The following is a 26,202-nucleotide window of genomic DNA, read 5'->3' as shown; positions in this document are numbered from 1 at the left end:
GATGCGTTTTTTTGGAGGTAGAATTACCAGAATCGTACAGCTTTCCAGGCCTCTTCCGCGATCTTCTTCAGGGTCTCAGCCATTTTTTTGGCCGCCTGTTCGGCAGCCCTTGCTGCCTTGTCAGCCGTCTCTTTTGCTACAGTCGCCGCAGCACTGGCAGCTTGATACGCCTGATCCCCAGCCGATGTAGCTGCGGTCTGGGCATCAGTGAAGTACTGCGTCGGGCTTTTCTGCAACTTACTGGTAACACCGGAAAGGACATCGGTCCCCAGATCACCCATATTCGTGCAGACATTCCCGAAGAATGCGAGCGGATCCTTCAGCACCGCCATCGCAATACTTTCAACCTTTTTGACCATCAGACCGGATACCAGCGATTCAAGCCCTGGTACATTCGTCGCACTGAACGAAATATCGGCAGGCCTGCCGAATGCACTCGCCTTGACTGATCCGCCGGAAATTGCTCCAGCATTGATTCCGTCAAGTGTTCCGGAGAACTGGACAGAGCGAATAGCGAATCCCCCCCCGACAAGATCAATGGCTTTTTTTACAACAGAGCTGGATCCCAGCTGGCCGTCGATTTTCCCTGCAAGAGCATCAATGCCTGAGTTCCTCATTTCTGCCTGAAAAGCGAGGCTTCCTCCCTTGCTGATATCGGAGAGTACCGCTTGGGTTCCCTGTGCGCCGATATGGGCATCGAAAAGGCCTCCCAGCTTGCCATCGATATCTACTGCCAGATTATCCTTGCCCAGGTTAAGCTGGATGTTCATGGGGGCTCCGGCCACCATAGTCCGGCCACTTAGGTAACAGTGTTGGCTGACACTGTACGCGGTTTTCGGGGTATACTCCAGGTCAAGATAAGGGGCATCATCACGAGTATTGTAGAGCTTGTCCTTGCCATTCCCGCTGACCTTGAACGGACCAAACGAAAACGGAGAAATCCACCCTTTGCAGTCCAGCCCCTTGCCGGCAAGCATCCAGACTGAAGCAGATCCCAGCTGGGCAGTTCCGATGCTTAGGCCCCCATCAAAGGTCAACCCCTGACGAAGGTTCATGGCAGGGATGTCAAATTCGGCAATTGCGAAGCTCGGCTTCATCACCTTGAGGTTGGCAAGGGGCAGATCGACCGTCGACGGCGCAGGTAGCTGCGCAGAAGGGGTAGCCGCCTTCAAGACGATCCCGTAAAGGGAAACCAGGTCACCCAGTGAAAGATCGCGGTCAAGTGAGCAGCTCATGCCTGAAAGAGCCACAGGCGAAGCGAATGAGAATGAACCGGCTAGATCGAACTTCCATCCTTGACCAAGGTCCAAGATTCCTCCCAGGCCAAGACTCGGCGAAACGCCGCCAAACGTGCCGCCAACCCTCATGGAATCCAATTCAAGGCCTTTCAGCCCCATGGGATTCTTCCAGCTCCCGGGAATAAGGCCCGATACGCTTATTCCTGCAAGGGGATTCGCTCCTACAGGAATATCAATCCGCGCTGGAAGATCGACTTGGAACTGCTTCGAAAGGTCAATGTGCAGGTTTGACCATAGCGTTACCCCATTAAAAGGACCTGAGCTAATCTCCAGGTCAGGCGTGTCAATCTTGATTCCATGAGGAAGAAAAGCCGCCTTGTAACTGCTAAGCAACTTTGCCCGCAACTTGAACGAATCCGCAGGCTTGTCTGGAAAGATCGCCGAAAAGAGCACCTTCGGGGGGGCTGCATCAAGGACGCTAAACGGAGCACTGAACAGGCTGTTGCCTGCAACAGAAGAAACAAGCCAGACATTTTCTCCTTTGGGGAACCTGAGCGCCTCTTTCCCCGTAGGCACATAGACTGACAGCAAATCCTTCACTTCAGTCGGCAATTCGCTTACTTCCCAGCTATGGGCTTCCTGACCGAAGGTAATTGCGGCGTCGGAAAACTTGACTGCATTTAGAGGAGGAGCCCCGAATGCCGGCAACTTCGACGTCACATCTGCTGAGGGAACACTAATCACATAGCCGGTGCGAAGGCCTTCCTTTTGGTAGAGCCGCGACAAGGCGACCACTTTGCCTGAAACCGATCCGAACTTCTGGGTCGAAATGGTAACGTCTCCGCTGAGGCACATCCAAGGCTGTCCTTTTTCCTTGCCAGAAGTGATACTCCCCTGACTGAAACTGGCATTGGTTACGGTAACCCCCTTGAGCTGCATGATGCTGTCGAATCCAGGCAGCTGACCCAGGTCGACAGAACGGCCAAGAGCTGCAATCTGGTTCGCCTTTCCAGTGAACATTGTTGCTGCATAGGAGACCGTCGGCATATCATTTGATACCGTCGTCCCCCCGTTTGCACCGACTGCAGGCAGCGCTTTGATCTTGGCGTTCAGCTCCGGACTGATGAAGGAGTCCGACGCTATCGACGCAAATGAGCCCCCTCCTCCGGCAGCTTCGTTCGCCCTCGCTTTCACACTGGCTTCAAGGAGCTTAAGCTTAACGGTGGCACTATCCTGATAGACCTTCTTCACACCGCTGATTAATGTCCGCCTATATGTGTCGATGAGCGCATTGCTTGCCTCAGACCTTGCGATATCGGGCTTCAAGCCAAGGATCATTCCAGGGGCTCTACCCAAACTCTTCGTGTAGGAACCGACGGCCCAAAATGAGTTGGTCGGAATGCCGGGGAGGATTTTATCGGACGGGGAATCCTGCTTCCAGGCCCAAAGAGCACAGTCATGTACTCCACCAGATTTCCTGTCGGTCCATATCTGACCGATCCAGCTGTTCCCTGTCCATGTAAGCAAGTCGGTATTGACCGTGTAGACACAGTTGAGGTCGGCTGGGGCGCTGTGACTCCCGTTCGCAACACAGCCGACAGGTGCGTACCCTTTCGCACTTATGGGTACCCAGAAACTTCCGTCCATCTTGCCATGGGTCTTCGTATCATCCCATGCCTTTGTAAAGCCCGTAGCCGGCTTAAGGTACGGGGCGTTCTTCGAATCACCCTGGGGAAACCGGTCGTCCCACATGACGATAAGACAAGGCGGCTTACCGGTTGGCTGGGATTCATTATAGTTTGCTCCCGGCTGCGCGTAATCACCAAGGCGTACCCACCCGTCAGGAACCCGGGGACGCCAGATGGCGATATTTGCCTTAGCTCCGGATCCGCGGTCGTTATAGACGAAATCATAGGTATAAGCATACCTTAGGCGCAAATGCATGGTCTTAATCTCAGGCCCGACCAGCCCTTTCGCCTCCCAAGCATCGCCGTTGGCCCTGGCTCCGGCAAGGAACTCCGCCTCGCTGTGCCATGATGCCGAAGATGAATAAACGGCATGAGCCGATGACGCGGACGGAGTCATTGCCGCAGGCACCGCGGCTCGGAACAGACCATTCGTCGGCGTCATGAAAGCGTGCGCATGGCTGCTTGGGGTATGGCCTTTCTCGGCCTGTATCTTCTGTGAAATCGCTTCACTGAATGGGTTGATGGCTTCCGCGCCCACTGGGGCAGGGCTAGAAATGGCAAGGAGCAGCGAAGCTTGGATGACTGGATGCCTTCTCACTGAATACTTCATTGCTGGCACTGTTTGGGTTAAGGAAAATCTAGTGCCACTGGGCCGTTCAACCGCTTTAGCCATAACAGCCAAGTGATCCCCTTCTGTTTTACAAATAAATGAGCATATTTATGATCCTACTTAACGACAGTCCCCGATGACCAGATGGCAGGGCCGTGAACGTCCGACGGGCCTGTTCCGGGATAGGTCACGACGTTGCCGTCATTCTGAACGATCGTAAAATACTTGCCGCCCGCCTTGCCGTGAGCCAGAGTCGCCCCAACAACACTGCTCCCGTTATAGACAACGAGGTTCCCGTCAGACTGCTGGATACATCTCGGTGCGCGGTATTTCCCGAAATCCCCATGACGATTGTGGCTCAAGAGTCCGAACATGATTTCCCCTTGGTAAACCAGATTTCCGTCTTTCTGGAAAACAACTGAGTATTTGCCGTTATCGGAAATGATGAAACTCCCCGACGGCAAATATTCTCCAGGTCCGATGTATGACTTCCTGGCAGATCCCATAAACTCGGACATTATGGCTAGCCCTGCCTTACCAGCATTGATTCCCTTGAGTTCTTCCTGTAGCTCCTTCAAGCCTTCAGCGATCCGCTCATTGGTAAGGCCGATATGATTACGTGTTTCTGTAGTCGCTGTACCTCGAAGGGTATGCTTGCTGTAGAATGAGAACGCCGTATACTGATTCTTGGCAATTTCAGTTGCCGCCTTTGTTGGATTACTCCAGTCAGCTGTCGCTATGCCGTAGTAAAGTGAGTATTTCCGGTATTCACTGATATCGAAATCCTTTTCTTTTGCACGGCGTATGAGTTCTTGCAGATCGCCTTTGTAAGTCTTGTATAAGCTTTTATAGGTGGCCGCCTTAGCTTCCCCGTACTGGTCGTCAATATTCTTATAGACACCAGCGGCTGATCCGCTTAATTCACCGAGCTTTCCAGGGGGGAGTTTGCTGAGCTCATCAAGAACCGCATTGCGGAACGGAGCAGGGTTTGATGCTGCATCAATCACGATATCAGCAACCTTGTCATAATCTGCACTCGCAGCCATTGTGCCGGCCTTGACAGCTGAATCTCCGGCAATTTTCGCAGCTGATGATGCAGCGCTCTTCGCCTTCTTGTATGCCGATGACCCTATATCGGTCACACTTTTACCCACATGTATGGCGTCATCCCAGATATAGGCATTAGTAATCTGTGGCGTGAAGGCCATCGGCAGGGCGAGCGACAGGCCAATCAGTCCTGCCGAAAGCCTTGAACGCTTGAATTGAATGAATGGGTGTTTCATTGGATTCGTCGGGGATAATGTTGGGGGAGATAATCCTCACAAACCCAAGTTGGTCAATAGTGACCGACGAATCAACAAACGTATACTGATATTTTCTGACAGCTGGAGAGAGGTCCATTAATCGAATGCAATCGGCGAGCAGAAGGTATAGCCTTCGCCGCTTACGGCCTTGATTGGGGTATCAAGGGTCGGCGACACTTTTTTGCGCATCCGGTAGACGAGAGACTCGAGGGAGCGGTTGGAGGACTCCGTGTGGGGGTAACCAAGAGAGGAAAGCAGATCGGCCCTGGATATAACCAGGCCCGGAAATTCAGCCAGACAGCTGAGGAAGAGGTATTCCTTTGCCGTCAACTTTACGGAATTCCCATCAGGGCAGAGTAGCAGCCAACGCTCTTTGCTCAACAGCCAACGTTCAGGCCCGCAAGCATGTTCTACACTAGCCTCGTGAACGTCTTCGCCAATGCGTCCGAATAGACTCTCAAGCGATGCAGCCAGTTCACGGAAATCGACCGGTTTGACGAGATAGATGTCGGCCCCTGACTCGTAGCCTGCAAGTCTATCGTCAAGCGTCATTCTTGCCGTGAGCATGAGAATCCGCATACGGCTGTTCGCGCGTATAAACTTGGCGATAACCAGACCGTCCTGATCCGGCAGGGCGAGATCAAGTATCGCAACGGCATAGGCGCTTGCTGCCACTTCAGCATAGAAGTTGAGGGCGGTTCCGACCCCGACAACATCAAACCCCTTTAGCTTAAGGTATTTGATGATGCTTTCACGCAAATCGTGGTCGTCTTCGACGATGATGACCCGCCGAGACTTTGAGCTGAACTTTATCATGGTTCGATTGTGTTAGGATGCTCTTTTCATTCTAAACAGAACCCGTGTTTTGCCATTCCTACTTTTTCTGACAATACGGGGTCTCTCCCCGTTCGACGGGTATGGCGAGTCCGACGCTTATCCGGCCATGAGCGGCCGAGTTCATCTTAACCGTGCCACCATGCTCCTCTATGATCTTGCGGACAAGCCACAACCCGACACCGGCCCCTGAGGTATCATGACTACATGCTCCTCTTCGGTATTTGTCGAACAGCGACTCCGAATCGCCGATTGAGATACCTGCAATCCCGTTTGATACGGAGATCATGACAAAATCACCATCTGCCCATGTCCGGATTTCAATGGCCGTATCGCAGGGAGAGTACTTCTGGGCATTGTCAAGAATGTTGAACAGCGCTGTATTGAGCAACGGCGCTTCGCCGAATACGCTCTCCTCGACAAGCTCGGAATGAAGGGTGAAGCTTCGCTCTGGCCACATCCACCTGACGGCATCCACCTGCTGACGGATGAATTCATCGGCGCATATTATTGTTGACGTCCCGACGACCTGCAAGTCCAGCATGCGGTTCTGCATGAGTGACACATCCATTACATCGACCAGTCGGGCGACTGCCCTGCGCATTTTCTGAAGTTCCTGGGACTCCTCTTCGCCACCATTTTCCGAATTGATTGCCAGGATGTCCAGATTGCCCTGGATGATGGCCAGAGGTGTACGGTACTCATGGGAAAGCATTGTGAGGAACTGGTTCTGCCGCTCGGCAGACAGATGCTCTGCGGCCAAAGCCACCTCCAGGCGCTCCTTATTTTCCCTCAGTTCGCCAGTCATGTCCTCAGCTATTTCAACAGCCCTTTTTTCAGAAAGTCGCGAGGCATCAGCCAACTGCCTCTCCGTGATGCGGAACCGTTCGGAGAGTGCGATGGAAATCAGAACCATATGGACCAATGTGGCGGGTTCAACCATATTGATCTCCCATCCCGGCTCAAGGGGAATGATGCCGATGAGACGGAAGATCTGGAAGAAATACCCCAGCATACTGATTCCGAACGCTACGGTGATGAAAATGCCGCTCTGCGGCATGCTGACCAAAAGCTTTTTGCTGGTCAGAAGCAGCATAGTAATGAGAATAATGATGCCGATAAGGGCGAAAGGCACTACTGACGCATAGAATCCCAGTGAAACAGAAATAATAGTCAGTACACCAACAACTGACATAAATCGAATGTAACGAAGCAGCCAAAGACCGGCGAAATCATGGAAAAGGTGGTAGCTGAATTCAGAAAAGACAAGCACCTGCGCACCGATTCCCATATATACCATGTAGTCGGAGATGAGATGCGCATGGTTCGGGAATAAGAGGGTGCTCATCCCCGATACGGCAAGATTGTTGACAAGAACTGTAAAGACATAGAGAACGAGATACAGTAACAGTCGATCCCTGATGGCAAAGAAAAAAATAAGGTTCATGACGCAGAGGACCGCAGCGATGCCGAGGTAACCGAACTGTATCATGATACTGTAATAGGTGCTGTTCCTGAGGCTCCCATAGGTGGCGACCTGCCCCGTCAGACTGATTGAGCCTTTCGAGTATACCCTCACGAACACTTCCACTGGTTCGTCAGCCTGAAGGTCCAGCGGGATGACAAAATTGGGATTCAGCACCGGGCGCTCGGCGACGGGCACGTCACTGCCGAGCAGGACGGGACTGAAGGAGGACGGAAGAAGCGGAGATCGGCCTTGACGCTGGACATAAACCTTGACGCTGTTCGTGTAACTTGGTGAAAGGCTTAGCATCGATTTTTCAGGGAACGCCACTCCCCGCTTGAGAGTGAAATGTATCCAGTAGGCATTTCGACCATAGCCAGCGTTTAGTGTACCAGGCAGAGGAAGGAACTCACCTCGACCGTATGCTTCAAGGGCTTTCTTGAAATCCATGCTTCGAGATGGATCCTTCAGCACTTCCATATGGCCTGCGAGGTAATAAAATTCGCTGGATCCGAGAGCAAGAGGTTCAGCAGCGGCAGCGCTGATCGCTGGTGCCGGAAAAGCTGCGGCAAGGGTCAAAAGAAGGCAGAAAAGCCATCGGATGGATTTGGAGAGGGAGATCATGCGTAAATATACGCAAAAAAAAAAGCCGGGCAGGAAAAAGATCCTGTCCGGCCTGGAAGCTTTTGCTATTCAGCAGGGATCAGTAACGATCGCGGCGGGGAGCTCGTTCTTCGCGGGGCTTAGCCTCGTTGACCATGATGGAACGGCCCTTGAAGTCCTTGTTGTGCATGGACTCAATGGCTTCGCGAGCTGCATCGTCATCAGGCATCTCGACAAAACCGAAGCCCTTGGAGCGGCCGGAGAATTTGTCAGTGATGATGTTTGCGCTTGCTACTTCTCCAAACTCGGAGAAAGCGTCACGAAGGTCATCTTCGGAAATGGTGTAAGGCAGATTGCCAACATAAATGTTCATTATCAGTCTCAGTATACGCGTGCATTGATAAAAAGAGAGCAGGCAAGTAACCAAAGCACCAATTACTTGATAGCGCGATCAGCCAACCATTGGCTGATTTATGTATGGAGTTTACCTTTATTAACGGTGGTTTACAAGAAGAAAATTTCCTCAGCGGATTATTTCTTCAGTAAAAGAACTCCTGCCGGAACCACAGCCGCCCTCCGGACGATGGTCTGGCTTTTGGCTGCTTCAAGTACGGCAAGGTCGGTGGTGATTGCCGCCGCCTCATTGAGTACTACATCGGTCTGTTTGAGTGGTGGCTGCGGGGCTTTCTTCGCGTCCTGCTCCTCCCCGCCGTCCGTCGCCCAGAGTTTCTCGATCTGCTTGATCTTTTCCGTCTCTACCCTGAACGTCGACTCCTTCAAGGATACCGACTTTTTCTTCCGTATGCGGTTCAGGGTCGCAAGATCCGAGAGATAGCTCTGATAGCGCCTGTTAGCGAGAGCCCGGGACTGGAACTTCTGGCGGAGCAGAAGTATGTCCGGAGCCATCACGTCGTCGACAGGACGGTAGAGGGTCCGTGTAACCGTGCTCCATGGAAGGCTGCTGGTGTAGGTGTCCTCACCGATGGCCGAGGCATCAATCAGGGAGGGGATGGTGATGTCCGGCACAACGCCCTTGTGCTGGGTGCTCTCGCCCGAAATCCTGTAGAACTTCGCGATCGTCAGTTTCATCTGGCCGAGGTTCGGCTGACGAGGGAAAAGCGAGTACGGCCGCTGGAGGTTGATGATGCTCTGGACGGTACCTTTTCCAAACGTCCGTTCTCCGACGACGACTCCCCTGCCGTAGTCCTGGATGGCTGCGGCAAAGATCTCCGAAGCCGAGGCGCTGTAACGGTTAACGAGCACGACAAGCGGCCCGGGATAGGCCATCTGGCGGTCCTCGTCGCGCAGGACCATCTTTCCTCCGGTTGAATTGCTGATTTGGACGACAGGCCCCGTGGTGATGAACAGCCCGGTCACATTGACGGCTTCCTCCAGGGAGCCGCCTCCGTTGTCGCGAAGATCGATCACCACGCCGTCGACCGCGGCAGCCGAAAGTTCTCCAAGTATGCGGGCGACGTCACGGCTCGTGCTGTTGTAGGATCCGTCATTCTGCTTCTGCGCTTCAAAATCAAGGTAGAACGAAGGTATGGTGATGACACCGATCTTCTTTCCGTTCTGCTGGATGATGGTCTTGTGTGCAGCCTGCTCCTCCAGATCAACCTTGTCACGTGTCAGCATAATGACCTTGGCCGGTCCCCTGCCGGCCTGGCTTGCAGGAAGGATCTTGATGCGGACAACCGTTCCCTTCTTGCCCCTTATGAGCTTGACGACGTCATTGATGCGCCAGCCGACAACATCGACGATTTCCGTAATACGACCCTGCCCGACGCCGATGATCTTGTCACCTTTCTTGAGCAGGTTGCTCCTGTAGGCGGGCCCACCGGGAATGACCTCGTTGACAATGGTGTATTCGCTTTCTGTCTGCAGCTTTGCTCCTATACCCTCCAGCGAGCGGCTCATATCAATCTGGAAGTTCTCGTACTCATCCGGTGAGAAGTAGTCCGTATGCGGGTCGAACGATGTTGTCAATGCATAGGTATAGGCATGGAACGCATCTTCCGGCTTCTGTCTGCGAAGAAGGTTCATCCTGCTCGTGAAGCTTTTGGCGAGCGTCGTGCGGATGGTCTTTGGGCTTTCCCCGGAGTATTTCAGGTTGAGCCACTGGTATTTCAGCTCTTTGCGCCAGAGTGAAGTGAGTTCACCGCGGGTGCGGGGCCACGGATCGTCCTTGCGCTGCACGGCGAGGGTTTCAGGTGCGGCAAAATTGAACTTGACGGTATCGGCCGCTGCCCTCATGTAGCGCATTTTCTCATATGCACGCTTCAGGAAGCGGTTGTAGATCGCAAAACCTGATGTAGGTTTGCCAGAGAGAAAATCGTCGTCTATGCGATTGCCGTATGCATTGCGGAGATGCTCGACCTCTCCGGCCATAAAATAGCTACGGCTGCCGTCAAGGTTGTCCATGTATCTTGAAAAAACCTCCCGGGAAAGCGAATCGCCGACCGCCACCTTGCGGTAATGGTTTTCCAGCAGGTACTGGCTGATATACCTCGCGGCCTCCTCCTGGGCGGGAGTGGCCCGAAGCACGGCCGGTGCCGGTGCTTTCTTTACAGGAGTTTTCACATTGTTTGCAAAGAGAGGCGAAAGGCCTGCAAGAACTGCAACAATGAAGATCGGGAGGATTTTTCGGAACATCGTCGGGTATGAAATGGTCTTAAGTGTTAAGCTGCTCTTGCAGCAGTGAATCGGTAATGAAAGACAAATTATTATATTGCGTCAGCCTGAAAAAAACCTCAGGTACGATACAGGCAGGAGAATACCGGTATTTACGCACATAATAATACAAAAGGGAGCGCATTCAATGCAAAAGCAAGCAGTTAGTTATAAATCATTGGGCCTCTGCAACAGCAGGGAGCTTTTCCAGAAGGCGGTCTCCGGCGGCTACGCCATTCCGGCCTACAATTTCAACAACCTCGAGCAGCTGCAGGCTATCATCATGGCCTGTGCCGAGACCAAGTCCCCCGTCATCCTCCAGGTCTCAAAAGGTGCCAGGAGCTATGCCAACGAAACCCTCCTGCGCTTTCTTGCCCAGGGTGCGGTAGCGTATGCCGAAGAGCTTGGAAGCCCCATCCCCATCGTGCTTCACCTCGATCACGGCGACAGCTTCGAACTCTGCAAGGACTGCATCGAGTCGGGCTTTTCCTCCGTCATGATCGATGGTTCACACCTCCCGTATGAAGAGAACGTCGCACTGACGAAAAAAGTTGTCGAGTACGCACACCAGTTTGATGTGACGGTTGAAGGCGAGCTCGGCGTCCTTGCCGGCATCGAGGATGAAGTCTCCCACGCCGCCCATACCTACACCCAGCCTGAAGAGGTTGAGGACTTCGTTGCCAAGACCGGCGTCGACAGTCTCGCCATCTCGATTGGAACCTCGCACGGCGCATTCAAGTTCAAACCCGGCGAAGATCCCAAGATCCGCCTCGACATCCTAGAAGAGATCGAAAAGCGCATTCCCGGCTTCCCCATCGTTCTGCACGGTGCCTCATCGGTTCCCCAGGAACTGGTGAAAACCATCAACGAGCATGGTGGACGGCTCAAGGATGCCATCGGCATCGGCGAGGACCAGCTTCGCCTTGCCGCAAAATCGGCAGTCTGCAAGATCAACATCGATTCGGACGGCCGCCTGGCAATGACCGCAGCGGTCCGCAAGGTGTTTGACGAAAAGCCCGAGGAGTTCGATCCCCGCAAATACCTCGGTCCTGCCCGCGACTCCCTGAAGCAGCTCTACATGCACAAGATCATCAACGTGCTGGGATCCAACGGTAAGGCCTGAGGCGAAGCTCTCAACCGGTCCATAAAGAAAAAGGCGCTCCAGAAGGGCGCCTTTTTTCATTATGGTCTGCCATGCGGCAGGTCGGGTTCCCCGCCTCAGCCCTTTTCTCCTGCAAAGTAATCCATGAAGCGGATTGCCGAGTAGGCCAGAAGCCCTGCTCCTGTGGACAGGGCGTTTTCGTCAGGGTCAAAAGTCGGAGAGTGCAGCATGTTGGATCGGTCCTGCTCCGGAAGGCCTGTACCGATCTGCCAGAACGTACCGGGTTTCTCCTGCAGGTAGTATGCGAAATCCTCAGCCGTCATGAGCGGCTCGCTGTCGATGACGTTCTCCCTTCCGAGATATTCCGAACAGGCGATCGCCGCATGGCGGGTGATTTCCGGATCATTGTACAGCACCGGATAGCCCTGCCGTATTTCGACTTCTGCCTCAACACCAAGCCCTTCGCCGACATGGCGTACGGTCTCGTGCAGTTTTTCATGCAGGAGCCTGCGCAGATCCTCGTTCATCGTCCTCATGGTGCCGCTCATCACGACCTTCGAGGGGATGACGTTCGGAGCATGTCCGCCCTGGATTGAAGAGATTGACACAACAGCAGGCTCATGCGGAGGCGCTACCCTGCTGACCAGATGCTGGGCGGCCGTGATGATATGGGCTGCGGCAAGCACCGGGTCCGACGCCTTGTGCGGTGCTGATGCGTGGCCGCCCTGCCCCGATACCGTAAAATAAAGCTCATCGGCGGCAGCCATGAAGCTGCCCCTGCAGAGGGCGACCTTCCCGGACGGAACATTCGGGAAGCAATGCTGGCCGATGACGGCAGAAGGGTTGAAGCGCTTGAAGAGACCGGCTTCAATGAGTGGCCTGGCACCGCCCGGCGCTTTTTCCTCTGCAGGCTGGAATATGAAGAGTACGCTGCCTGAAAGTTCATCACGCATGCCGGCGAGAATGGATGCTGCGCCAAGCAGCATGGCGGTGTGCATGTCGTGGCCGCATGCATGCATGGTGCCCGGATGCTGAGAGCTGTACGCGCAGGCATTTTCTTCCGAAAGCGGCAGGGCGTCTATGTCGGCACGGAGCGCGATAAGCGGACCCTCCGCCCTTCCCTGCAACAGCGCGACGACCCCGGTTTCCAGAAACTGCGGTTCAGGCTCTATGCCAAGAGCCTTGAAATATTCATGGATGATTGCGCTGGTGCGGAACTCCTCATACGAGAGTTCCGGATGGGCATGGATATCCCGGCGGATGGCCTGGATGACGGGAAAAACAGCTTCGGCCTGTTCCCGGATCCTCATGGAAAGGCCGGACGTACGATCAGGAGTCATAACGGGTTATTTCTGTTGAATCAGTGCAGCGGCACAGGAGGGTGACGCACGTTGGTGATAAAAGGTACGAATAACACGCACAATGCAAAAACAGCAGCGACGAGGACGATCAAAAGAAGATGTTCGGAATTTATGGAATATTTCACGATTTTAAGGAAGTGCCGGAACCCGGCAACTGTGCGGCCTCATAACAAACAGGAGACGATATGCACCAGCCATCAGCACTCGGAGAGAGAATACGGGCCGTCCGGCGCCACTACAGAGAGACCCAGGAAGAGTTCGGAGAAAAGATCGGGATTTCTGGAAACAGGGTCTCGGAACTTGAAAACGGAAAGGGCGGAACCGGCGCCGGCGTTGTCCAGGCGCTCTGCGCCGCTTTTTCAGTGAGACATCAATGGGTGCTTTCCGGCAAGGGAGAGATGCTGGAGAAGGCGGAAAAGTCTCGTGATGAAAATGACCTCTCCCATCGCCTGCTTCTGCTCGAAGAGAGGGTTGGCAGGATCATGGGGACTGCCACTACAGACCGTGAAGAGACCGGGGAGGATGAAGCTGTCGTCCAGGTCCCGCTCTACAGCAGCGCCGTTCCGGCAGGCATGCCTGCAGCCGCAGCCGACGAGGTGGAGTGCTCTGTTGATTTCCCCCGGTCATGGACCAAAGGCAAGAAAAACATCTATGCCCTTACCGTCAGCGGAGACAGCATGATGGATATCGGCATCATGCCAGGCGACACCCTGCTTGTCGAAGCAAGAGAAACCGCACGGGACGGGCAGGTGGTGATTGCGAGCCTGAATTCTGAGGTAACGGTGAAAACACTCTGCATCAGTGCGGGTGGAGCCGTTGCGCTTGCACCTGAAAACAGGAAGTACCATCCTATTCCGGTACCTCCGGACAGCGACTTCAGGATCATGGGGGTTGTGCTCGCGGCAGTAAGGCAGTACCGGTAAGCCGCTAAAGGTCCATGAAGCGGATGAACTCAAGCGCCTTTTCTTTCAGGTCCTCGTCGGTGACGGCAGAGAGCGGTGCGGCATAGCGGATCACGTAGCCATACTTCTCGAGGTTCTTGACCAGCCGGAAAGGATCCTGGGCAATCAGCCGCAGGATGATCACCATCCCTTCCCCTTCAGGCGAAGGGATATAGGAACCGAAGCTCTGGACCGTGGCATCGTTTTTCTCGATGGCATCGACCACTTCGGAAATCTTCATGCCGAACGCCGGCACTTCAAGCTCAAGCGTCATACCTTCGGCACCGAGATGAAAGATCTCGGCAACCCTTCCAAGCAGCCTGTCCTTCCGGATGACACCTTCGAATACCCCGCCCTCGTCGACCACCGGGATGACCGGCCCCGAAATGCTCCCCAGACGGGAAAAGAACACGAACAGGTCATCACCGGATGCAACAGCCGGTGCCTTCTTGAGGCCAAGCTTACGCATCGTCAACCCCTCCAGCGTACCTTTTTTCTCAAGAATCCTGTAGAAATCGGCGTATGAGACGAGCGCCACGAACTTCCTGTCGCGAAGGACCGGAACGGCTTCGAGTCCTTCACGACGCAGGACGCCAAGAACAACGTCGGCCTGCGTCGTGTCCTCGAAAGCGGGATAGTGCCTCTCAAGGCAGTGCGCCATGCAGTCGCTCAGGAGCATGGATCTATCTTATCAACCCTGCGCTGGTGCCGTCCGCCTTCAAAATCAGCGGAAAACCAGTTGTCGAGGCTTTCATGAATGCTGGCCAGGTCTGTGAAACGTGCCGAGAAGCAGAGAATATTGGCATCGTTGTGCTGACGTGCAAGGGTTGCGAACTCAGGGCGGCAGCAGAGTGCCGCACGGATGCCGGGAATCTTGTTTGCCGAGATCGAAACACCGATGCCGGTACCGCAGAGCAGGATCCCCTGATCGCTCTCTCCGGAAGCCACAGAGTGCCCTACTTTATGGGCATAGTCGGGGTAATCGACCGAATCCTCCGTGTACGGCCCCATGTCCGTGCAGGCATGGCCATGGCTCTCGAGCCAGGCTACGATATCTTTCTTGAATTCGACGCCGGCATGGTCGCTTGCTACTGCAATGTTCATGATGTTGCTACTTGAGGTTAAAAAGCGGCTTCTTCCTCGCGGACCGGTGCAGGAACGCTGCCTGGCTGTTGACCGGCTCGCCTTCTCCCGCAAAAGGAGTGTAGGTGCCGTCCGGCTGCATCAGCCAGGACTTCATGTTGTCGGCAAGGATCAGCTCCAGATCAGCCTTCACATCTGCAGCGATGGAAGAATCCAGTACGGGAAAGAGCGTTTCGACCCGGTGGTCGAGATTTCTCGGCATAAGGTCGGCACTTCCAAGATACACTGCGGGAATGCCTCCGTTCTCAAAATAATACGCGCGACTGTGTTCCAGAAATCTTCCGATGACACTTTTCACACAAATGTTCTCGCTGACGCCCGGAATGCCGGGTTTGAGGCAGCATATTCCGCGGATTATGAGATCGATCCGCACGCCGGCGCCCGATGCCCGGTAGAGCGAACGAATGATGCGGCCGTCGACAAGAGCGTTCATTTTCATGATGATTCTCCCTCCCCCGTTCCTCCTGTGCAGCTCCACCTCACCCTCAATCATCTCAATGATGCGCCTGCGGGTGCTGATTGGCGAAACAATCAGCTTCCGGTACTCGGTATTTCTTGAATAACCGGTCAGGGAGTTGAAGAGTTCAGCGACATCGTCGGCTATTTCGTCGTTTGAGGTGAAGAGACTGTAGTCGGTATAGATTTTCCCTGTCGCCGGGTTGTAATTGCCGGTACCGAGATGGAGGTAGCGCTGCAGTTTGTGGTACTCGCGGCGCACGATGAGGGTCAGCTTGGCGTGTGTTTTAAGGCCCGGCAGGCCGTAGATGACATGAGCTCCGACATCTTCAAGCGCTCTTGCCCAGACAATGTTGTTCTCCTCGTCGAAACGGGCTTTCAGCTCAACGAGAACGGCGACCTGCTTGCCGGATTCGGCAGCCTTCATGAGGGCCTTGACGATCGGCGAGTTGCTGCCGACGCGGTAAAGGGTCTGTTTGATTGAGAGCACGTCGGGATCGGCTGCCGCCTGAGCGATGAAATCCACAACCGGCTGGAACGAGTCGTATGGATGGCAGAGAAGCTGGTCCCGGGTCCGGATTGCTGCGAAAATGTTCCGGCCGTACTGCTCTTCGATGGGGCTGGCCGGAACAAACGGCTCATCCTTGAGGTCGGGGCGCTCTATGCGGAGCAGCTCGATCAGGCATCCGAGGCCGAGGATGCCTTCGATCGCATAGACGTTGCGCTCCGATACCTGGAGGTTCTTCATGAGGAGCTTGCGAACCGAATCAGGCATTTCAGGACTGATGTCGAGCCGGACAACCTTGCCGTAGCGTCGTGAACGGATTCCCTGCTCGATTGTCTCAAGCAGATCGCCTGCCTCGTCCTCCTCGATTTCGATGTCAGCATCGCGGACCAGGCGGAAAAGATGGGACTTGATGATCCGCATCTTCGGAAAGAGCATGTCGAGGTTGTTGAGAATGAGATCCTCGAGCCAGATGAACCGGGTTGTGCTGTCATCGAAACAAAGGCCGTCGATGCTGCTGAACGGAAGCATCCTCGGAAGGATGCTCGGCACCTTCACCCTTGCAAACCGCTTCATGCCGGTTTCTGCATCTTCAAGCTCTATGGCGAGATTGAGCGAAAGGTTCGACATGAACGGAAACGGGTGGCCGGTGTCAAACGCCAGCGGCGTCAGCACCGGATAGATCTCCTGGCGGAAATACCCTCTCAGCGCCTCTTGTCGGGAAGCGTCGAGATCATTGAAGCACAAGAAACTGATACCCTCCTTCTGCATTGCGGGAAGCAGGTCGTTGTAAAAGCAGTTGTTGCGCTGGATGATCTGGCGGGTGACCATCTCGCGGATGCTGTCGAGCTGCTCAATGGGGGTGAATCCGTCGATGGTACGGTCCTGAATGCCGGCTTCATACTGGTCTTCTATTCCCGCCACGCGGATCATGAAGTATTCGTCGAGGTTGGAGCTGAAGATGGAAATGAATTTGACCCGTTCAAGAAGCGGATGTGCGCCGGCGTTCACCGCCTCTTCGAGAACTCTCTGATTGAAATAAATCCAGCTCAGCTCGCGGTTTACGTACAGGTCCTCATCCTTGAAATCAGCTTGCCGTTCCAGGCTTTGGGGAAGCATCGCATCTGGCATTTCTTCACTCATGACATGCTTTGTCTTGGTATGGATAAAATCTCGTTACGGCATTTTCATCAACAAAAAGGTCGAGCGGCTCGTCCCATGGATCACACGGCAGTCTGTCATGAAGCTGCATGCTGAACCCGAACCCGATACGGCAGGGGCGAACGCCCATATGCTGGAGACGCGCAAGAAAGCGGTCATAAAACCCTTTTCCGTATCCGAGACGATACCCGCTCCGGTCCACGGCGACCAGTGGAACGACAACGGCATCGATCATATATTCATCACCCAAAGAGCGCTCCAGGGGCTCAGGGCTGCCGAAACAGGACCGCACAAGCGGCATGCCGGGACGGTACACGACCGAAACCAGTCGCCCCCCCTCCTCATCCTCATTCCGGTAATCATTCCCGCAATCAATGACCGGGACCATGAGGGGTATATCCATAGCAGCGAGACCGCAGGCCAGTGAAGCCGTGTCCATCTCCACAGCCGCTTTCATCGGAAGGTAGAGGTGCACCGCGCGGGCTCCCTTCAGCTCTCTCTCCGCCAATGCCCGGAGTGCCGCAGCCCGGCTCATGGCCAGAGCCTCTGTGGCGGGGATTGATTTTCGCGCCCTGATGGCGCAGGCACGTATTCCGGCCTTGTGTCGATGCGGCATCACGCCCCCGGTAAAAGAAAAATCAGGAGAAATAAACTGTTGGAATCATACCTCGGTTATCATACAATAAGATAATAAAACGAAAGGGTTTCCCCCCTCCCCTGCCCCTCAGAACAGCCGAAACAGGACAGAGCGGAACCCAATTAACACAATTGCAACACAGTCAGCATGGATACCATGAGCGATTCCTCAACCCTCATCGCACGCCGTCCGCTCGCTCCCCGTTCGATCTTCTGTGTCGGAAAGAACTACCGCCTGCACGCCCTTGAGATGCTCATGATGGAAGGCGCAACCCCCGGAACTACGGAAACCCCCGAACCGGAGCCCATCATCTTCATGAAGCCTGGCACAGCACTTGCCGGTGACTCGAGGATCATGATGCCGTACTTCGAAGGCCGACCACTCTCACGCTTGATGCACTACGAGGCTGAAATAGTACTCCTGGTCGGGCGCGACACCGACGGATGTACTGAAGAAACCGCCATGGAATACATCTCGGCAATCGGCGCAGGCCTCGACATGACGCTTCGCGATGTGCAGCTTGAAGCAAAAAAAGCCGGCAACCCGTGGCTGAAAAGCAAGGGATTCCGCCGAAGCGCACTCGTTTCCGACCTCGTTCCCCTCAGCGAAGCCCTCCCGGCAGACGACTGGACGATTACACTCCACAGCAACGGCGTTTTGTGCCAGCATGCGGCGCTCGGGGAAATGATCCATACCCCTTCCGCTCTTGTCCACTATTTGTCGTATCTTTACGGACTGCGTCGGGGTGACCTTATATTTACCGGCACGCCGGCAGGAGTAGGGCCCGTCTCCCCCGGAGACACCCTCCGGGCATCGCTTGCGATGCCTGATGCATCCGGCGGAACGAAAGAGCTGGCCGTTCTTGAAGCCACAGTGGCCGAAGAGCTGAACCCATAACCACGTACCCCATATCCATGAGCATAGTTTTTCAGGAGGCGCATATCATCAGCCCCTCTGACGGCATTGACGCCAGGGGCTCAATCAGGGTATCCGACAGCGGGGTCATCGAGACCCTCTCGATTGGAGAGACCCCGCTTGAGCCTTATGCAGAAGAAAAAGTCATTGCTATGAGGGGTAAAATACTCTCCCCCGGCCTTTTCGACATGCACTGCCATTTCCGCGAACCCGGACAGGAATACAAGGAGACGCTTCTGAGCGGCTCGGCCGCCGCCGCAGCCGGAGGATTCACCGGAGTGGCGCTGATGCCGAACACCACGCCCGTCATCGACAGCCCTCTTGGGGTCACCTTCATCGGCTACCATGCCGGGAACCTCCCTGTCGACCTTGAGGTGATTGCCTCCATGACGGAAGGAAGCCGCGGTGAGAAGCTCACGGCGTTCGGAAGCCTGAAAGCCTACGGAGTGAGGGCCGTCTCGGATGACGGCACCGCCATCCAGGCAAGCCAGTCGATGCGCCTGGCGTTTGAATACGCCTCCAACTTCGACATGCTCATCATCCAGCACTGTGAAGACCGGTCCCTGACGACGGGAGGAGTCATGAATGAAGGAATGTGGTCGTCGAAACTCGGACTCAAGGGAATCCCCGACATCTCAGAGGCCATGATGCTTGCCCGTGACCTCATGCTGCTCCGCTGGCTCGAAGAGCACAAGCTGCACGACCCGCTCTGCCGCCCCCGATACCACGCAGCCCACGTCAGCACGGCAGCATCGCTCCAGCTGATCCGGGAAGCCAAGCGGGACGGCCTGCAGGTGACCTGCGAGGTCACCCCGCACCACTTCACCCTGACCGACCAGGACCTCTACCTGGCCGAAAAGAAAGGCAACTTCATCATGAAGCCTCCGCTTACCTCCCCGAAAAACCGGGACGCGGTGCTGGAAGCCCTTGCCGACGGCACAGCGGACGCCATTGCCACCGACCATGCGCCGCATGCCCTCCACGAAAAGGAGTGCCCCCCCGGCGAAGCTTCGTTCGGCATCATCGGACTGGAAACCTCGCTGGGCCTCACCATGACGGAGCTGGTGATGAAAGGAGTCATCACGATGCATCGGGCTATTGAACTTCTGTCGGTCAATCCGAGAAGAATCCTGCGGCTCCCCCCCATCCGCATCCGCGAAGGGGAAAAAGCCAACTTCACCCTCATCGATCCTGAAGCCGTCTGGACCGTATCTGCCGATCATCTCCGCTCCAAATCCGCCAACACCCCGTTCATCGGCCGCCAGCTGAAAGGCCGCCCTATGGGAATCTTCCACAAGGGCCGACTTACTGCAAGCGCCCGGGGCATAATTGACGCCCCGGAAGGGTGAAGTCCGATCTTGGTTATGGTATTAATTTTTATTACTTTCGTTTTCTTTTTAGACAACAAACAGAACCACCTCACCAACCATGGCAAAGAAACAGTCGTTCGGCGATAAAAACAAGAAAGGCGGCACCAGCGATTTCAAGGTAGCTAAGCTCGTGTTTTCCGTGAAATCCGAAAAACGCAATGCATGGAAGTTCGTTGAAAAGAATGTCCGCATTCCCAACGGAGAAAACGACCAGGCAATCCTCACCAAGGCAATCAGCGACTCCGTAAAGTAAGCGGTTCCCCGTCTCACGGCAGGGTGCTTTCAAGGCCCCTCTTGACGCACGTCCCCCCGATACTTCCTACATTCCCTGCGCCCCCTCTTCTCTCTGGATGAGGGGGGCACACAAGAGAGCGAGAACAGCATATGCAGAGAGATCCATCCCCGTCAGGAAAAGCACCATCGGGGGAATGGTTTCAGGACTGGTTCAACCATCCGTTCTACCTCAGGATCTACAGCCACAGGGACAGGGATGAAGCCGCCCGCTGCGTCCGCTCCATCCTGCGGCTGACTGAGCTTGAACGCGCCGTACCATCCGGTCTTGATGTGCTCGACATCGCCTGCGGGGCAGGTCGCCACGCACTGGAGCTCCGGAAACTCGGATGCAGGGTCACGGCGAACGACCTCTCCCCTTACCTCCTCGAACAGGCCCGCATCGAAGCCGCGCACCAGTCGCTCGACATCCTTTTCACCTGCCGTGACATGCGCCGCATCGACGAGACGGCAGCTTACGGCCTCGTCGTGCAGCTGTTCACCAGTTTCGGGTATTTCGATACGCCCGAAGACGACCGCATGGTGCTCAAGGCAGTCCATAGGGCCCTTGTTCCGGGTGGATGGTATGCACTTGACCTCATCAACCCCCTGCATCTGGAAAGAACCCTCGTGCCGCACTCGGTAAGACGCTCGGGGGATCTGGAGGTTGAAGAATCGCGCAAAATCGAAGGCGGGCGGATCTGGAAGGACATCACAATTACAAGCGACTCGGGTGAAACCGTATCCTTCACTGAATCCGTGCAGCTGTTCCGGCCGGATACCATCTCCGGAATGCTCAGCGAAGCGGGGCTCAACCTCCAGAGCATCTCCGGCAGCTACAATGGCGAACCGTTCGACCCCGACCACTCTTTGCGACTGATCCTTCTTTCCAGAAAAGACTGACCTGCACGGCCAGAACTATAGCCCTCACTGCATGAGCAGGCGACCTGCCGTTGTGATGCCCGCGCTGCGACCCTTTGAAAGGAGCCGCTGGAGAAGCTGTGCGGTGAGGAAGGCGTCACCGGCGGCAGTATGGCGGTCGTAGAGGCGGATGCCGTAGCGCTGGCAGAGATGATCGAGACGGTACTCGCCGGCTTTGTGGGCAAGGTTGTAGTAGGGCCCTTTTTCGAGACGCTTGGCAAGGCTGGCGGTATCGACAACACCATTGAAAAGCCGTATGCGGAAAGTCTCGGAAAGAATCCTGTTCAGCATGGCTACATCAAACGATGCATGCTGGGCGACAAGGATCGATGAGCCGATGTACTCCAGGAACGCTTCTGCAGCCTCAACCTCACCTGCCCCGCCAGCTATGTCTTTTTTCAGGAGCCCGTGAACCGCAACGGCCTCGCTGCGGCCGACCCGGTCCTGGCGGACAAGAACTTCGAACGAGTCGGCAACGTTGATCGAAAGCCCGTTTATGGCCACGGCACCGATGGAGATGACCCCGTCCGTCTTCAGGTCGAACCCTGTCGTCTCCGTATCGAACACCACCATGCGCACTGATTCTAAGGGGGTATTCCCCTTCGGACGATCCTTCATCGACTGCAGATAACGGCAGACTGTTCCGGGAAGTTTCCCGCTCCGGCACCGCCAGAGGGCGGCCTGGAGAAGCAGCATGTCAGTCGCGGATATAGTCAAGCTGGAACCTCAGGTTCAGGGTTTGCTGGATCTCGCCGATGGTAGTGAAGACATTGCGGAGCATCTGCCGGTCAAGCTTGTTGAGGCTTTCGGGTTTGATGTAGCGGCCGGAGCTCGAGTGCTCAAGGCCGTTGAGGGCGCGCAGCTTCATCAGGAACTCATAGGCGGCAGCTGCTTCAAGACAGAGCCCGGAGAGGGCCGGCTCGAGCTCGCCGATACGTCGGAAGCGCTCGACAGTGCTGAAATACTCGGGGATCCTGAGCTGATAGCTGAGCACGCGTGCGGCATCGGCCAGCGGCATCATCGCCCGGGATTTGATGTCGAACTCATTGGCGTGGTCGCGGCTTTTCTCCACCATGAAGTTCCGGAAAAACCCGAGCGGCGGAGGGTTCTGCAGGGCGTTTTTGGCAAAGAACTCAAGAAAGCCACGCCCTCTGGCAATGCTTTCGAACACGTCCCGTTTCAGCTCCCCTGCCAGCGCACCATCACCGTATACCGGCCTGAAATCAAAAAAGATTGTGGAGTGCATCACCGCTTTCGGCTCCGGCGTTTCAATCCACCGCCTGAAACAGCTTTTCCATTCAGTGAGCGGCAGGCACCATTTCGGATTTGAAGCCATGACTTCGGCCGGGCAGCGGACGAATCCCGCACCCTCCAGCATACCGGTCACCCTTCTGGCGAGCTCCAGGAAAAACTCACGGACCGACTCCCGTTCTGACTCTTCGGGATCTGCATACAGGAGTGCGTTGTCCTGGTCGGTCCTCAGGAGCTGCTCCTTGCGGCCTTCACTGCCAAGCGAGAGCCAGGAGAACGGCACTGAAGGGAGCGGGCGCCCTTCAGCCTGCAGGGCGGCAATCGTCGTGCGGATTGCGCGGGTAATGATGGCGTCGTTGATTTCGGTGATGATGCTCGTCATGAAATGAACCGCGACGTTCTGGCTCATGTACGTTCCGAGGAGGTTTTCGGCCTTGTCGCGCTCGGCTTTGAACTGTTCCACACCCTCAGCCGCCATGATCTCCTTCATGATGACTGCCGGGTTGTTGCCTTCGGAGGTTATGATGTCATGCTCGGATATGATCCCCCGGACCGGGGTGTCGATGGTGCCGTCAAGAGTGATGCAGAAGTGGCGGAGCTTCGTCTTCACCATCAGCATCACCATATCGGCAACGGTCTTGCCTCCCGTGATTGTGTAGACGGGGCTGCTCATGATATCGCGTACCGGCCGCTCGTTGACGGGCCCTGACACGGCTACGACCTTTTTGCGGAGATCGGTGTCGGTGATGATGCCCCGGGGGTGCCCTTCCGGGGAAACGACAAGGATGGAGCCGATGTTGCATTCAGCCATGATGACGGCCGCCTCCCGCACGCTGATGTCTTCCGGGCAGGTTACGACGTTGACGACAGGCTTGACTTCGAGGGTCTCATGCTCGAGAAAACTGCTGCAGGAGGGGCCTGGCGCCCCCTGGCGGCGAAGGGAGAATGCAGAGGAGAGCGTCCGCTCGATTTCCTGAACGCTTTTGGCAAACTCGCCGGCAAAAAACATCGACACGCCGGCATCGGCGGCAATGAGCTCTTTTATTTTCCCGACGGGAATATCATAGATGAGGCTCTCTTCAGCAACCTGTGCATAGAGCAGGTAACCATGGCCGCCGAATATGGCGCGCACGCCGAACACGTCACCCTCATCGTACAGGTCGACAAGCACCTCCTCCCCGTCAATGCGGTCATAGAGCTTTACAGCCCCTTTCATGACCATGAAGGCGGCGCCTTTAAGGGGATCATCCTTTTTGAACAGCAGCTCCCCCTCTTCATGGTAGCTGACGCTGACCGCGGAGGCAAGCTCACCGAGTACTTCGGGGGCGAGCTTGTCGAACGGAGGGTATTTGGAAAGATCGGCGGCTACCCGCTCGACGATGGTGTTTGAAGGCATGGCACTCTCTTTATCGGGTGAGTCAGGTTCGCAAAACAGAGGCAATGCAGAGAGCAATCCGGCTAGCCGAGCATCTTCCTGTCGCGGTACCACTCGAACGCGCTCCGGATGCTCTCTTCATGCGGCGCATAGCGCATGCCAAGCTCCCTTGCGGCCTTGTCGGAGCGATAGAAGAGAAATTCCGAAGCGACCCGGAACATGGACATGTTGAAAAGCTTCGAAATGCTGTTGCGGTCCTTTTTCCTGTCAAGAAGCGACTTGAGCACCTTGGCAAGGAAGAACGGAAGGGGGAAGCGCACACGGGGAGCTCCGGTGACCCTGCTGATGGTGTCGGCAAGCTGGTGGTAGGTCACATTGTCACCACCGATGATGTAGCGTTCTCCGGTCCGTCCCTTCTCCATGGCGGCCATGATGGTCTCGGCGACGATGTCGACATCGACGACACAGATCCCCCCAAGGGGATAGAACGGCAGGCGGCGGTTATAGACATCCTTGATGATGCGCCCTGCGTTGAAGTTGATGTCGCCGGCGCCGAACACGAATGCGGGGTTGACGATGACGCAGTCCAAACCTTTTTTTACGGCCTCGGCCACGGCAAGCTCTCCAAGGTGCTTGGTACGTGCGTACTCGAGACTGATGGCATCGAAATTCCATGGGGTGGTCTCGTCAACCGGCCTGTTTTTTCCGGCGATTCCAACGGCGGTTATGGAACTGACGTGCACCACCCGTTTCACACCGGCCGCCATGGCCGCGTCAAGGATGTTCCGGGTCCCATCAACATTGATGCGGTAGAGCAGGTCGTTCTTCCTGTCCCCCATGTAGGTGAGGCCAGCGGAGTGGTAGACCTGGTCAATGCCCTGCATTGCCGTCAGAAGAGAGGCTTTGTCTGTAATGTCGCCGTGGATGATGCGGATCCGGTCGAGAACCCCGGAAAGGGAGCTCAAGTCGGAACTTTTGCGGACAAGAATCGCCACATCATCTGCAGTCGAGGCCAGTTTGATCACGAGGCGTGATCCAATGAAACCGGTCGCTCCGGTCACCAGGATTTTTTTGTTCACCGTGTAAGTCTTGTCAATCAATTAACGATCATCGGGCCGCTTCAGACGGCCCGGAGGAAACCGTCCGGCTACCGGAGGGCGGCGGTTTCATCAAGGGCAATTTCTCCGGAAAGAATCTTTGTTCTGAGCGCTTCGATCCGTCCAAGCACGGAGGGAGGAATGCGGTCTTTGTTAGAGACACTGTAGACAAGGTCCGTATAGCGATCATCAAGGCCGTACACCACTGCCCTGCCGCCTTCAAACGAGCCGTCTGCTGCGGAGGCAACCGTACTGAATACCGACCGGTCGACCGCCTTCGTCATGCTGCCGAGAATCCGGCTGTCCTTCAGCGTCTCAGGGTCGCAGTCCGTACAGATCACCAGGCGGCCGGTCTCGCCAGCGGCCTCAAGCACGCCGAGGCCGCTGGCACCGGCGGCCTGATAGATGATGTCTGCTCCCCTGCCATACTGGCCGAGAGCCAGCTCCCTGCCTTTTGCCGGATTGGCAAACGCGCTGCCGGTCATGCCGATGAAGCCGGAGATGAGGGTTGCGCGGGGATTGACGAAATGCACTCCCTCCCTGAATCCTGTCTCGAACTTCCTGATGATGCCGGAATCCATCCCGCCGATGAACCCGACAGTGTTCGAGCGGGTCATCAGTCCGGCAAGTGCGCCGGCAAGGAATGATCCCTTTTTCTCCTCAAAGGTCATCCCGGAAAGGTTGGAAGGAAGAGCCGCTCCTTTAACCGGCATGTAATCGACACAGGCGAATTTCTTTGAGGGATACTCACCGGCCAGTGCCGTAATGTCTTCACTGAAAAGAAGGCCGACGCCGATGACCATCCCGATTTCGGGATCATCGGCCATCTGGCGGAGAGCCGCCTCGCGCTCGCCCCCCTCTCCACCGGGTTCGACATAGATGAAATCGACTCCAAGTTCTTTTTTCGCCTGTTCAAGGCCGCTGTATGCCAGATCGTTGAATGCCCTGTCTCCACGTCCGCCGACATCGAACACCAGTCCGACCCGAAGGGGACCTTCGCTGGTCTTGGGTGAACCGCTTCCGGTACCGGAAGGATTTTGAGCGCAGCCTGCAAGCAGAACCGCCCAGAGAAGGAACACCGTGTGGAAGTACTTCATCCCGTATGCTGTAGAATGGAATTCAGGGGGCCCCGGGGAGCCTCTTTTCATTAGGAAAACGTTAAGTTACCAAAATCCCGCTCTTTTGAAAAAAGATAGACCGCTCCCGACTGCTTTTTCACGCAGCCGGAATGGTTACATTCGTGTAAAAAAGGTGATCATCCCGGAGATGTTCCTATATTTGA

General features: G+C 55.5%; 21 protein-coding genes. 6 read left to right on the top strand and 15 right to left on the bottom strand.

Translation table 11 applies throughout. The annotated features are described in order from the left end of the window. Window positions 1-23: 23 nt before the first annotated feature. The 6 genes from PLUT_RS05355 to PLUT_RS05330 form a co-directional block, all read right to left on the bottom strand. Window positions 24-3,536, bottom strand: coding sequence for a Vps62-related protein (locus tag PLUT_RS05355; RefSeq protein ID WP_041463825.1), 3,513 nt, complete (start codon window positions 3,534-3,536; stop codon window positions 24-26). Between the two features lie 116 nt (window positions 3,537-3,652). Then, the gene (locus PLUT_RS11115; protein WP_011357762.1) at window positions 3,653-4,819 is read right to left on the bottom strand and encodes a hypothetical protein; all 1,167 of its coding nucleotides are present in this window, start codon (window positions 4,817-4,819) and stop codon (window positions 3,653-3,655) included. Window positions 4,820-4,936: 117 nt separating this feature from the next. After that, the gene (locus PLUT_RS05345) at window positions 4,937-5,656 is read right to left on the bottom strand and encodes a response regulator transcription factor (RefSeq protein WP_011357761.1); all 720 of its coding nucleotides are present in this window, start codon (window positions 5,654-5,656) and stop codon (window positions 4,937-4,939) included. Between the two features lie 58 nt (window positions 5,657-5,714). Then, window positions 5,715-7,763 carry a sensor histidine kinase gene (locus tag PLUT_RS05340; RefSeq protein ID WP_011357760.1) on the bottom strand — a complete coding sequence of 683 codons (2,049 nt, stop codon included), beginning with the start codon at window positions 7,761-7,763 and terminating at the stop codon, window positions 5,715-5,717. A 79-nt stretch (window positions 7,764-7,842) separates the two neighbouring features. Continuing rightward, window positions 7,843-8,115: an RNA recognition motif domain-containing protein gene (locus PLUT_RS05335; protein WP_011357759.1), complete on the bottom strand. Its 273-nt coding sequence runs from the start codon at window positions 8,113-8,115 to the stop codon at window positions 7,843-7,845. 158 nt (window positions 8,116-8,273) lie between these two features. After that, the gene (locus PLUT_RS05330; protein WP_011357758.1) at window positions 8,274-10,397 is read right to left on the bottom strand and encodes a carboxy terminal-processing peptidase; all 2,124 of its coding nucleotides are present in this window, start codon (window positions 10,395-10,397) and stop codon (window positions 8,274-8,276) included. A 166-nt stretch (window positions 10,398-10,563) separates the two neighbouring features. Between PLUT_RS05330 and PLUT_RS05325 the strand changes: the two genes are divergently transcribed. Further along, window positions 10,564-11,538: a class II fructose-bisphosphate aldolase gene (locus PLUT_RS05325; RefSeq protein ID WP_011357757.1), complete on the top strand. Its 975-nt coding sequence runs from the start codon at window positions 10,564-10,566 to the stop codon at window positions 11,536-11,538. Between the two features lie 95 nt (window positions 11,539-11,633). Here the strand turns inward: PLUT_RS05325 and PLUT_RS05320 are convergent, their stop codons facing one another. After that, on the bottom strand, window positions 11,634-12,857 hold the full coding sequence (locus tag PLUT_RS05320) for a M20 metallopeptidase family protein (RefSeq protein WP_011357756.1): 1,224 nt from the start codon (window positions 12,855-12,857) through the stop codon (window positions 11,634-11,636). Window positions 12,858-13,063: 206 nt separating this feature from the next. On the opposite strand from PLUT_RS05320, the gene PLUT_RS05315 reads away from it, so the two are divergent. Continuing rightward, on the top strand, window positions 13,064-13,801 hold the full coding sequence (locus tag PLUT_RS05315; protein ID WP_011357755.1) for a helix-turn-helix domain-containing protein: 738 nt from the start codon (window positions 13,064-13,066) through the stop codon (window positions 13,799-13,801). A 4-nt stretch (window positions 13,802-13,805) separates the two neighbouring features. On the opposite strand, the gene PLUT_RS05310 is transcribed toward PLUT_RS05315, so the two are convergent. Genes PLUT_RS05310 through PLUT_RS12170 form a run of 4 tightly spaced genes read right to left on the bottom strand, consistent with a single transcriptional unit; the run spans window position 13,806 to window position 17,700 of the window. After that, a complete protein-coding gene (locus PLUT_RS05310; RefSeq protein WP_011357754.1) occupies window positions 13,806-14,498 on the bottom strand; it encodes a CBS domain-containing protein in 693 nt (230 codons plus the stop codon). Beyond that, the gene (gene rpiB / locus PLUT_RS05305; protein WP_011357753.1) at window positions 14,489-14,923 is read right to left on the bottom strand and encodes a ribose 5-phosphate isomerase B; all 435 of its coding nucleotides are present in this window, start codon (window positions 14,921-14,923) and stop codon (window positions 14,489-14,491) included. The genes PLUT_RS05310 and rpiB overlap by 10 nt, the downstream gene beginning before the upstream one ends. A 7-nt stretch (window positions 14,924-14,930) precedes the next feature. Beyond that, on the bottom strand, window positions 14,931-17,066 hold the full coding sequence (gene ppk1, locus PLUT_RS05300) for a polyphosphate kinase 1 (RefSeq protein ID WP_041463824.1): 2,136 nt from the start codon (window positions 17,064-17,066) through the stop codon (window positions 14,931-14,933). Beyond that, window positions 17,059-17,700: a 5-formyltetrahydrofolate cyclo-ligase gene (locus PLUT_RS12170; protein ID WP_011357751.1), complete on the bottom strand. Its 642-nt coding sequence runs from the start codon at window positions 17,698-17,700 to the stop codon at window positions 17,059-17,061. Before PLUT_RS12170 ends, ppk1 begins: the two co-directional genes overlap by 8 nt. A 177-nt stretch (window positions 17,701-17,877) precedes the next feature. Between PLUT_RS12170 and PLUT_RS05290 the strand changes: the two genes are divergently transcribed. The 4 genes from PLUT_RS05290 to PLUT_RS05275 all read left to right on the top strand — a co-directional run bounded on the left by PLUT_RS05290 (window position 17,878) and on the right by PLUT_RS05275 (window position 21,179). After that, the gene (locus PLUT_RS05290; protein ID WP_157858148.1) at window positions 17,878-18,618 is read left to right on the top strand and encodes a fumarylacetoacetate hydrolase family protein; all 741 of its coding nucleotides are present in this window, start codon (window positions 17,878-17,880) and stop codon (window positions 18,616-18,618) included. Window positions 18,619-18,635: 17 nt separating this feature from the next. Beyond that, a complete protein-coding gene (locus tag PLUT_RS05285) occupies window positions 18,636-19,985 on the top strand; it encodes a dihydroorotase (protein ID WP_011357749.1) in 1,350 nt (449 codons plus the stop codon). Between the two features lie 79 nt (window positions 19,986-20,064). Then, window positions 20,065-20,259 (top strand): hypothetical protein, encoded by a 195-nt coding sequence (locus PLUT_RS05280; RefSeq protein ID WP_011357748.1) that lies wholly within the window; start codon window positions 20,065-20,067, stop codon window positions 20,257-20,259. Window positions 20,260-20,390: 131 nt separating this feature from the next. Beyond that, the gene (locus PLUT_RS05275; protein ID WP_011357747.1) at window positions 20,391-21,179 is read left to right on the top strand and encodes a class I SAM-dependent methyltransferase; all 789 of its coding nucleotides are present in this window, start codon (window positions 20,391-20,393) and stop codon (window positions 21,177-21,179) included. Window positions 21,180-21,203: 24 nt separating this feature from the next. Here PLUT_RS05275 and PLUT_RS05270 read toward each other — a convergent pair whose 3' ends face one another. From PLUT_RS05270 to PLUT_RS05255, 4 genes are all read right to left on the bottom strand, one after another. Continuing rightward, window positions 21,204-21,893 (bottom strand): 3'-5' exonuclease, encoded by a 690-nt coding sequence (locus PLUT_RS05270; protein ID WP_041463822.1) that lies wholly within the window; start codon window positions 21,891-21,893, stop codon window positions 21,204-21,206. A gap of 1 nt (window position 21,894) precedes the next feature. Further along, the gene (locus tag PLUT_RS05265) at window positions 21,895-23,844 is read right to left on the bottom strand and encodes a DUF294 nucleotidyltransferase-like domain-containing protein (protein ID WP_011357745.1); all 1,950 of its coding nucleotides are present in this window, start codon (window positions 23,842-23,844) and stop codon (window positions 21,895-21,897) included. Between the two features lie 62 nt (window positions 23,845-23,906). Continuing rightward, window positions 23,907-24,902: an SDR family oxidoreductase gene (locus PLUT_RS05260; protein WP_041464091.1), complete on the bottom strand. Its 996-nt coding sequence runs from the start codon at window positions 24,900-24,902 to the stop codon at window positions 23,907-23,909. 68 nt (window positions 24,903-24,970) lie between these two features. Beyond that, window positions 24,971-26,017: a BMP family lipoprotein gene (locus PLUT_RS05255; RefSeq protein ID WP_041463821.1), complete on the bottom strand. Its 1,047-nt coding sequence runs from the start codon at window positions 26,015-26,017 to the stop codon at window positions 24,971-24,973. Window positions 26,018-26,202 lie beyond the last annotated feature (185 nt).

The organism is Pelodictyon luteolum DSM 273, assembly GCF_000012485.1.
Classification (GTDB): domain Bacteria; phylum Bacteroidota; class Chlorobiia; order Chlorobiales; family Chlorobiaceae; genus Chlorobium; species Chlorobium luteolum.
Note: the sequence above shows the minus strand (reverse complement) of the source record. Positions and strands in the feature narration are given on the sequence as shown.

Excerpts from the sequence above, each read along its gene's own strand:
- PLUT_RS05355 (WP_041463825.1), bottom strand. The coding sequence starts at position 3,536 with ATGAAGTATTCAGTGAGAAGGCATCCAGTCATCCAAGCTTCGCTGCTC.
- PLUT_RS11115 (WP_011357762.1), bottom strand. The coding sequence starts at position 4,819 with ATGAAACACCCATTCATTCAATTCAAGCGTTCAAGGCTTTCGGCAGGA.
- PLUT_RS05345 (WP_011357761.1), bottom strand. The coding sequence starts at position 5,656 with ATGATAAAGTTCAGCTCAAAGTCTCGGCGGGTCATCATCGTCGAAGAC.
- PLUT_RS05340 (WP_011357760.1), bottom strand. The coding sequence starts at position 7,763 with ATGATCTCCCTCTCCAAATCCATCCGATGGCTTTTCTGCCTTCTTTTG.
- PLUT_RS05335 (WP_011357759.1), bottom strand. The coding sequence starts at position 8,115 with ATGAACATTTATGTTGGCAATCTGCCTTACACCATTTCCGAAGATGAC.
- PLUT_RS05330 (WP_011357758.1), bottom strand. The coding sequence starts at position 10,397 with ATGTTCCGAAAAATCCTCCCGATCTTCATTGTTGCAGTTCTTGCAGGC.
- PLUT_RS05325 (WP_011357757.1), top strand. The coding sequence starts at position 10,564 with ATGCAAAAGCAAGCAGTTAGTTATAAATCATTGGGCCTCTGCAACAGC.
- PLUT_RS05320 (WP_011357756.1), bottom strand. The coding sequence starts at position 12,857 with ATGACTCCTGATCGTACGTCCGGCCTTTCCATGAGGATCCGGGAACAG.
- PLUT_RS05315 (WP_011357755.1), top strand. The coding sequence starts at position 13,064 with ATGCACCAGCCATCAGCACTCGGAGAGAGAATACGGGCCGTCCGGCGC.
- PLUT_RS05310 (WP_011357754.1), bottom strand. The coding sequence starts at position 14,498 with ATGCTCCTGAGCGACTGCATGGCGCACTGCCTTGAGAGGCACTATCCC.
- rpiB (WP_011357753.1), bottom strand. The coding sequence starts at position 14,923 with ATGAACATTGCAGTAGCAAGCGACCATGCCGGCGTCGAATTCAAGAAA.
- ppk1 (WP_041463824.1), bottom strand. The coding sequence starts at position 17,066 with ATGAGTGAAGAAATGCCAGATGCGATGCTTCCCCAAAGCCTGGAACGG.
- PLUT_RS12170 (WP_011357751.1), bottom strand. The coding sequence starts at position 17,700 with ATGCCGCATCGACACAAGGCCGGAATACGTGCCTGCGCCATCAGGGCG.
- PLUT_RS05290 (WP_157858148.1), top strand. The coding sequence starts at position 17,878 with ATGAGCGATTCCTCAACCCTCATCGCACGCCGTCCGCTCGCTCCCCGT.
- PLUT_RS05285 (WP_011357749.1), top strand. The coding sequence starts at position 18,636 with ATGAGCATAGTTTTTCAGGAGGCGCATATCATCAGCCCCTCTGACGGC.
- PLUT_RS05280 (WP_011357748.1), top strand. The coding sequence starts at position 20,065 with ATGGCAAAGAAACAGTCGTTCGGCGATAAAAACAAGAAAGGCGGCACC.
- PLUT_RS05275 (WP_011357747.1), top strand. The coding sequence starts at position 20,391 with ATGCAGAGAGATCCATCCCCGTCAGGAAAAGCACCATCGGGGGAATGG.
- PLUT_RS05270 (WP_041463822.1), bottom strand. The coding sequence starts at position 21,893 with ATGCTGCTTCTCCAGGCCGCCCTCTGGCGGTGCCGGAGCGGGAAACTT.
- PLUT_RS05265 (WP_011357745.1), bottom strand. The coding sequence starts at position 23,844 with ATGCCTTCAAACACCATCGTCGAGCGGGTAGCCGCCGATCTTTCCAAA.
- PLUT_RS05255 (WP_041463821.1), bottom strand. The coding sequence starts at position 26,017 with ATGAAGTACTTCCACACGGTGTTCCTTCTCTGGGCGGTTCTGCTTGCA.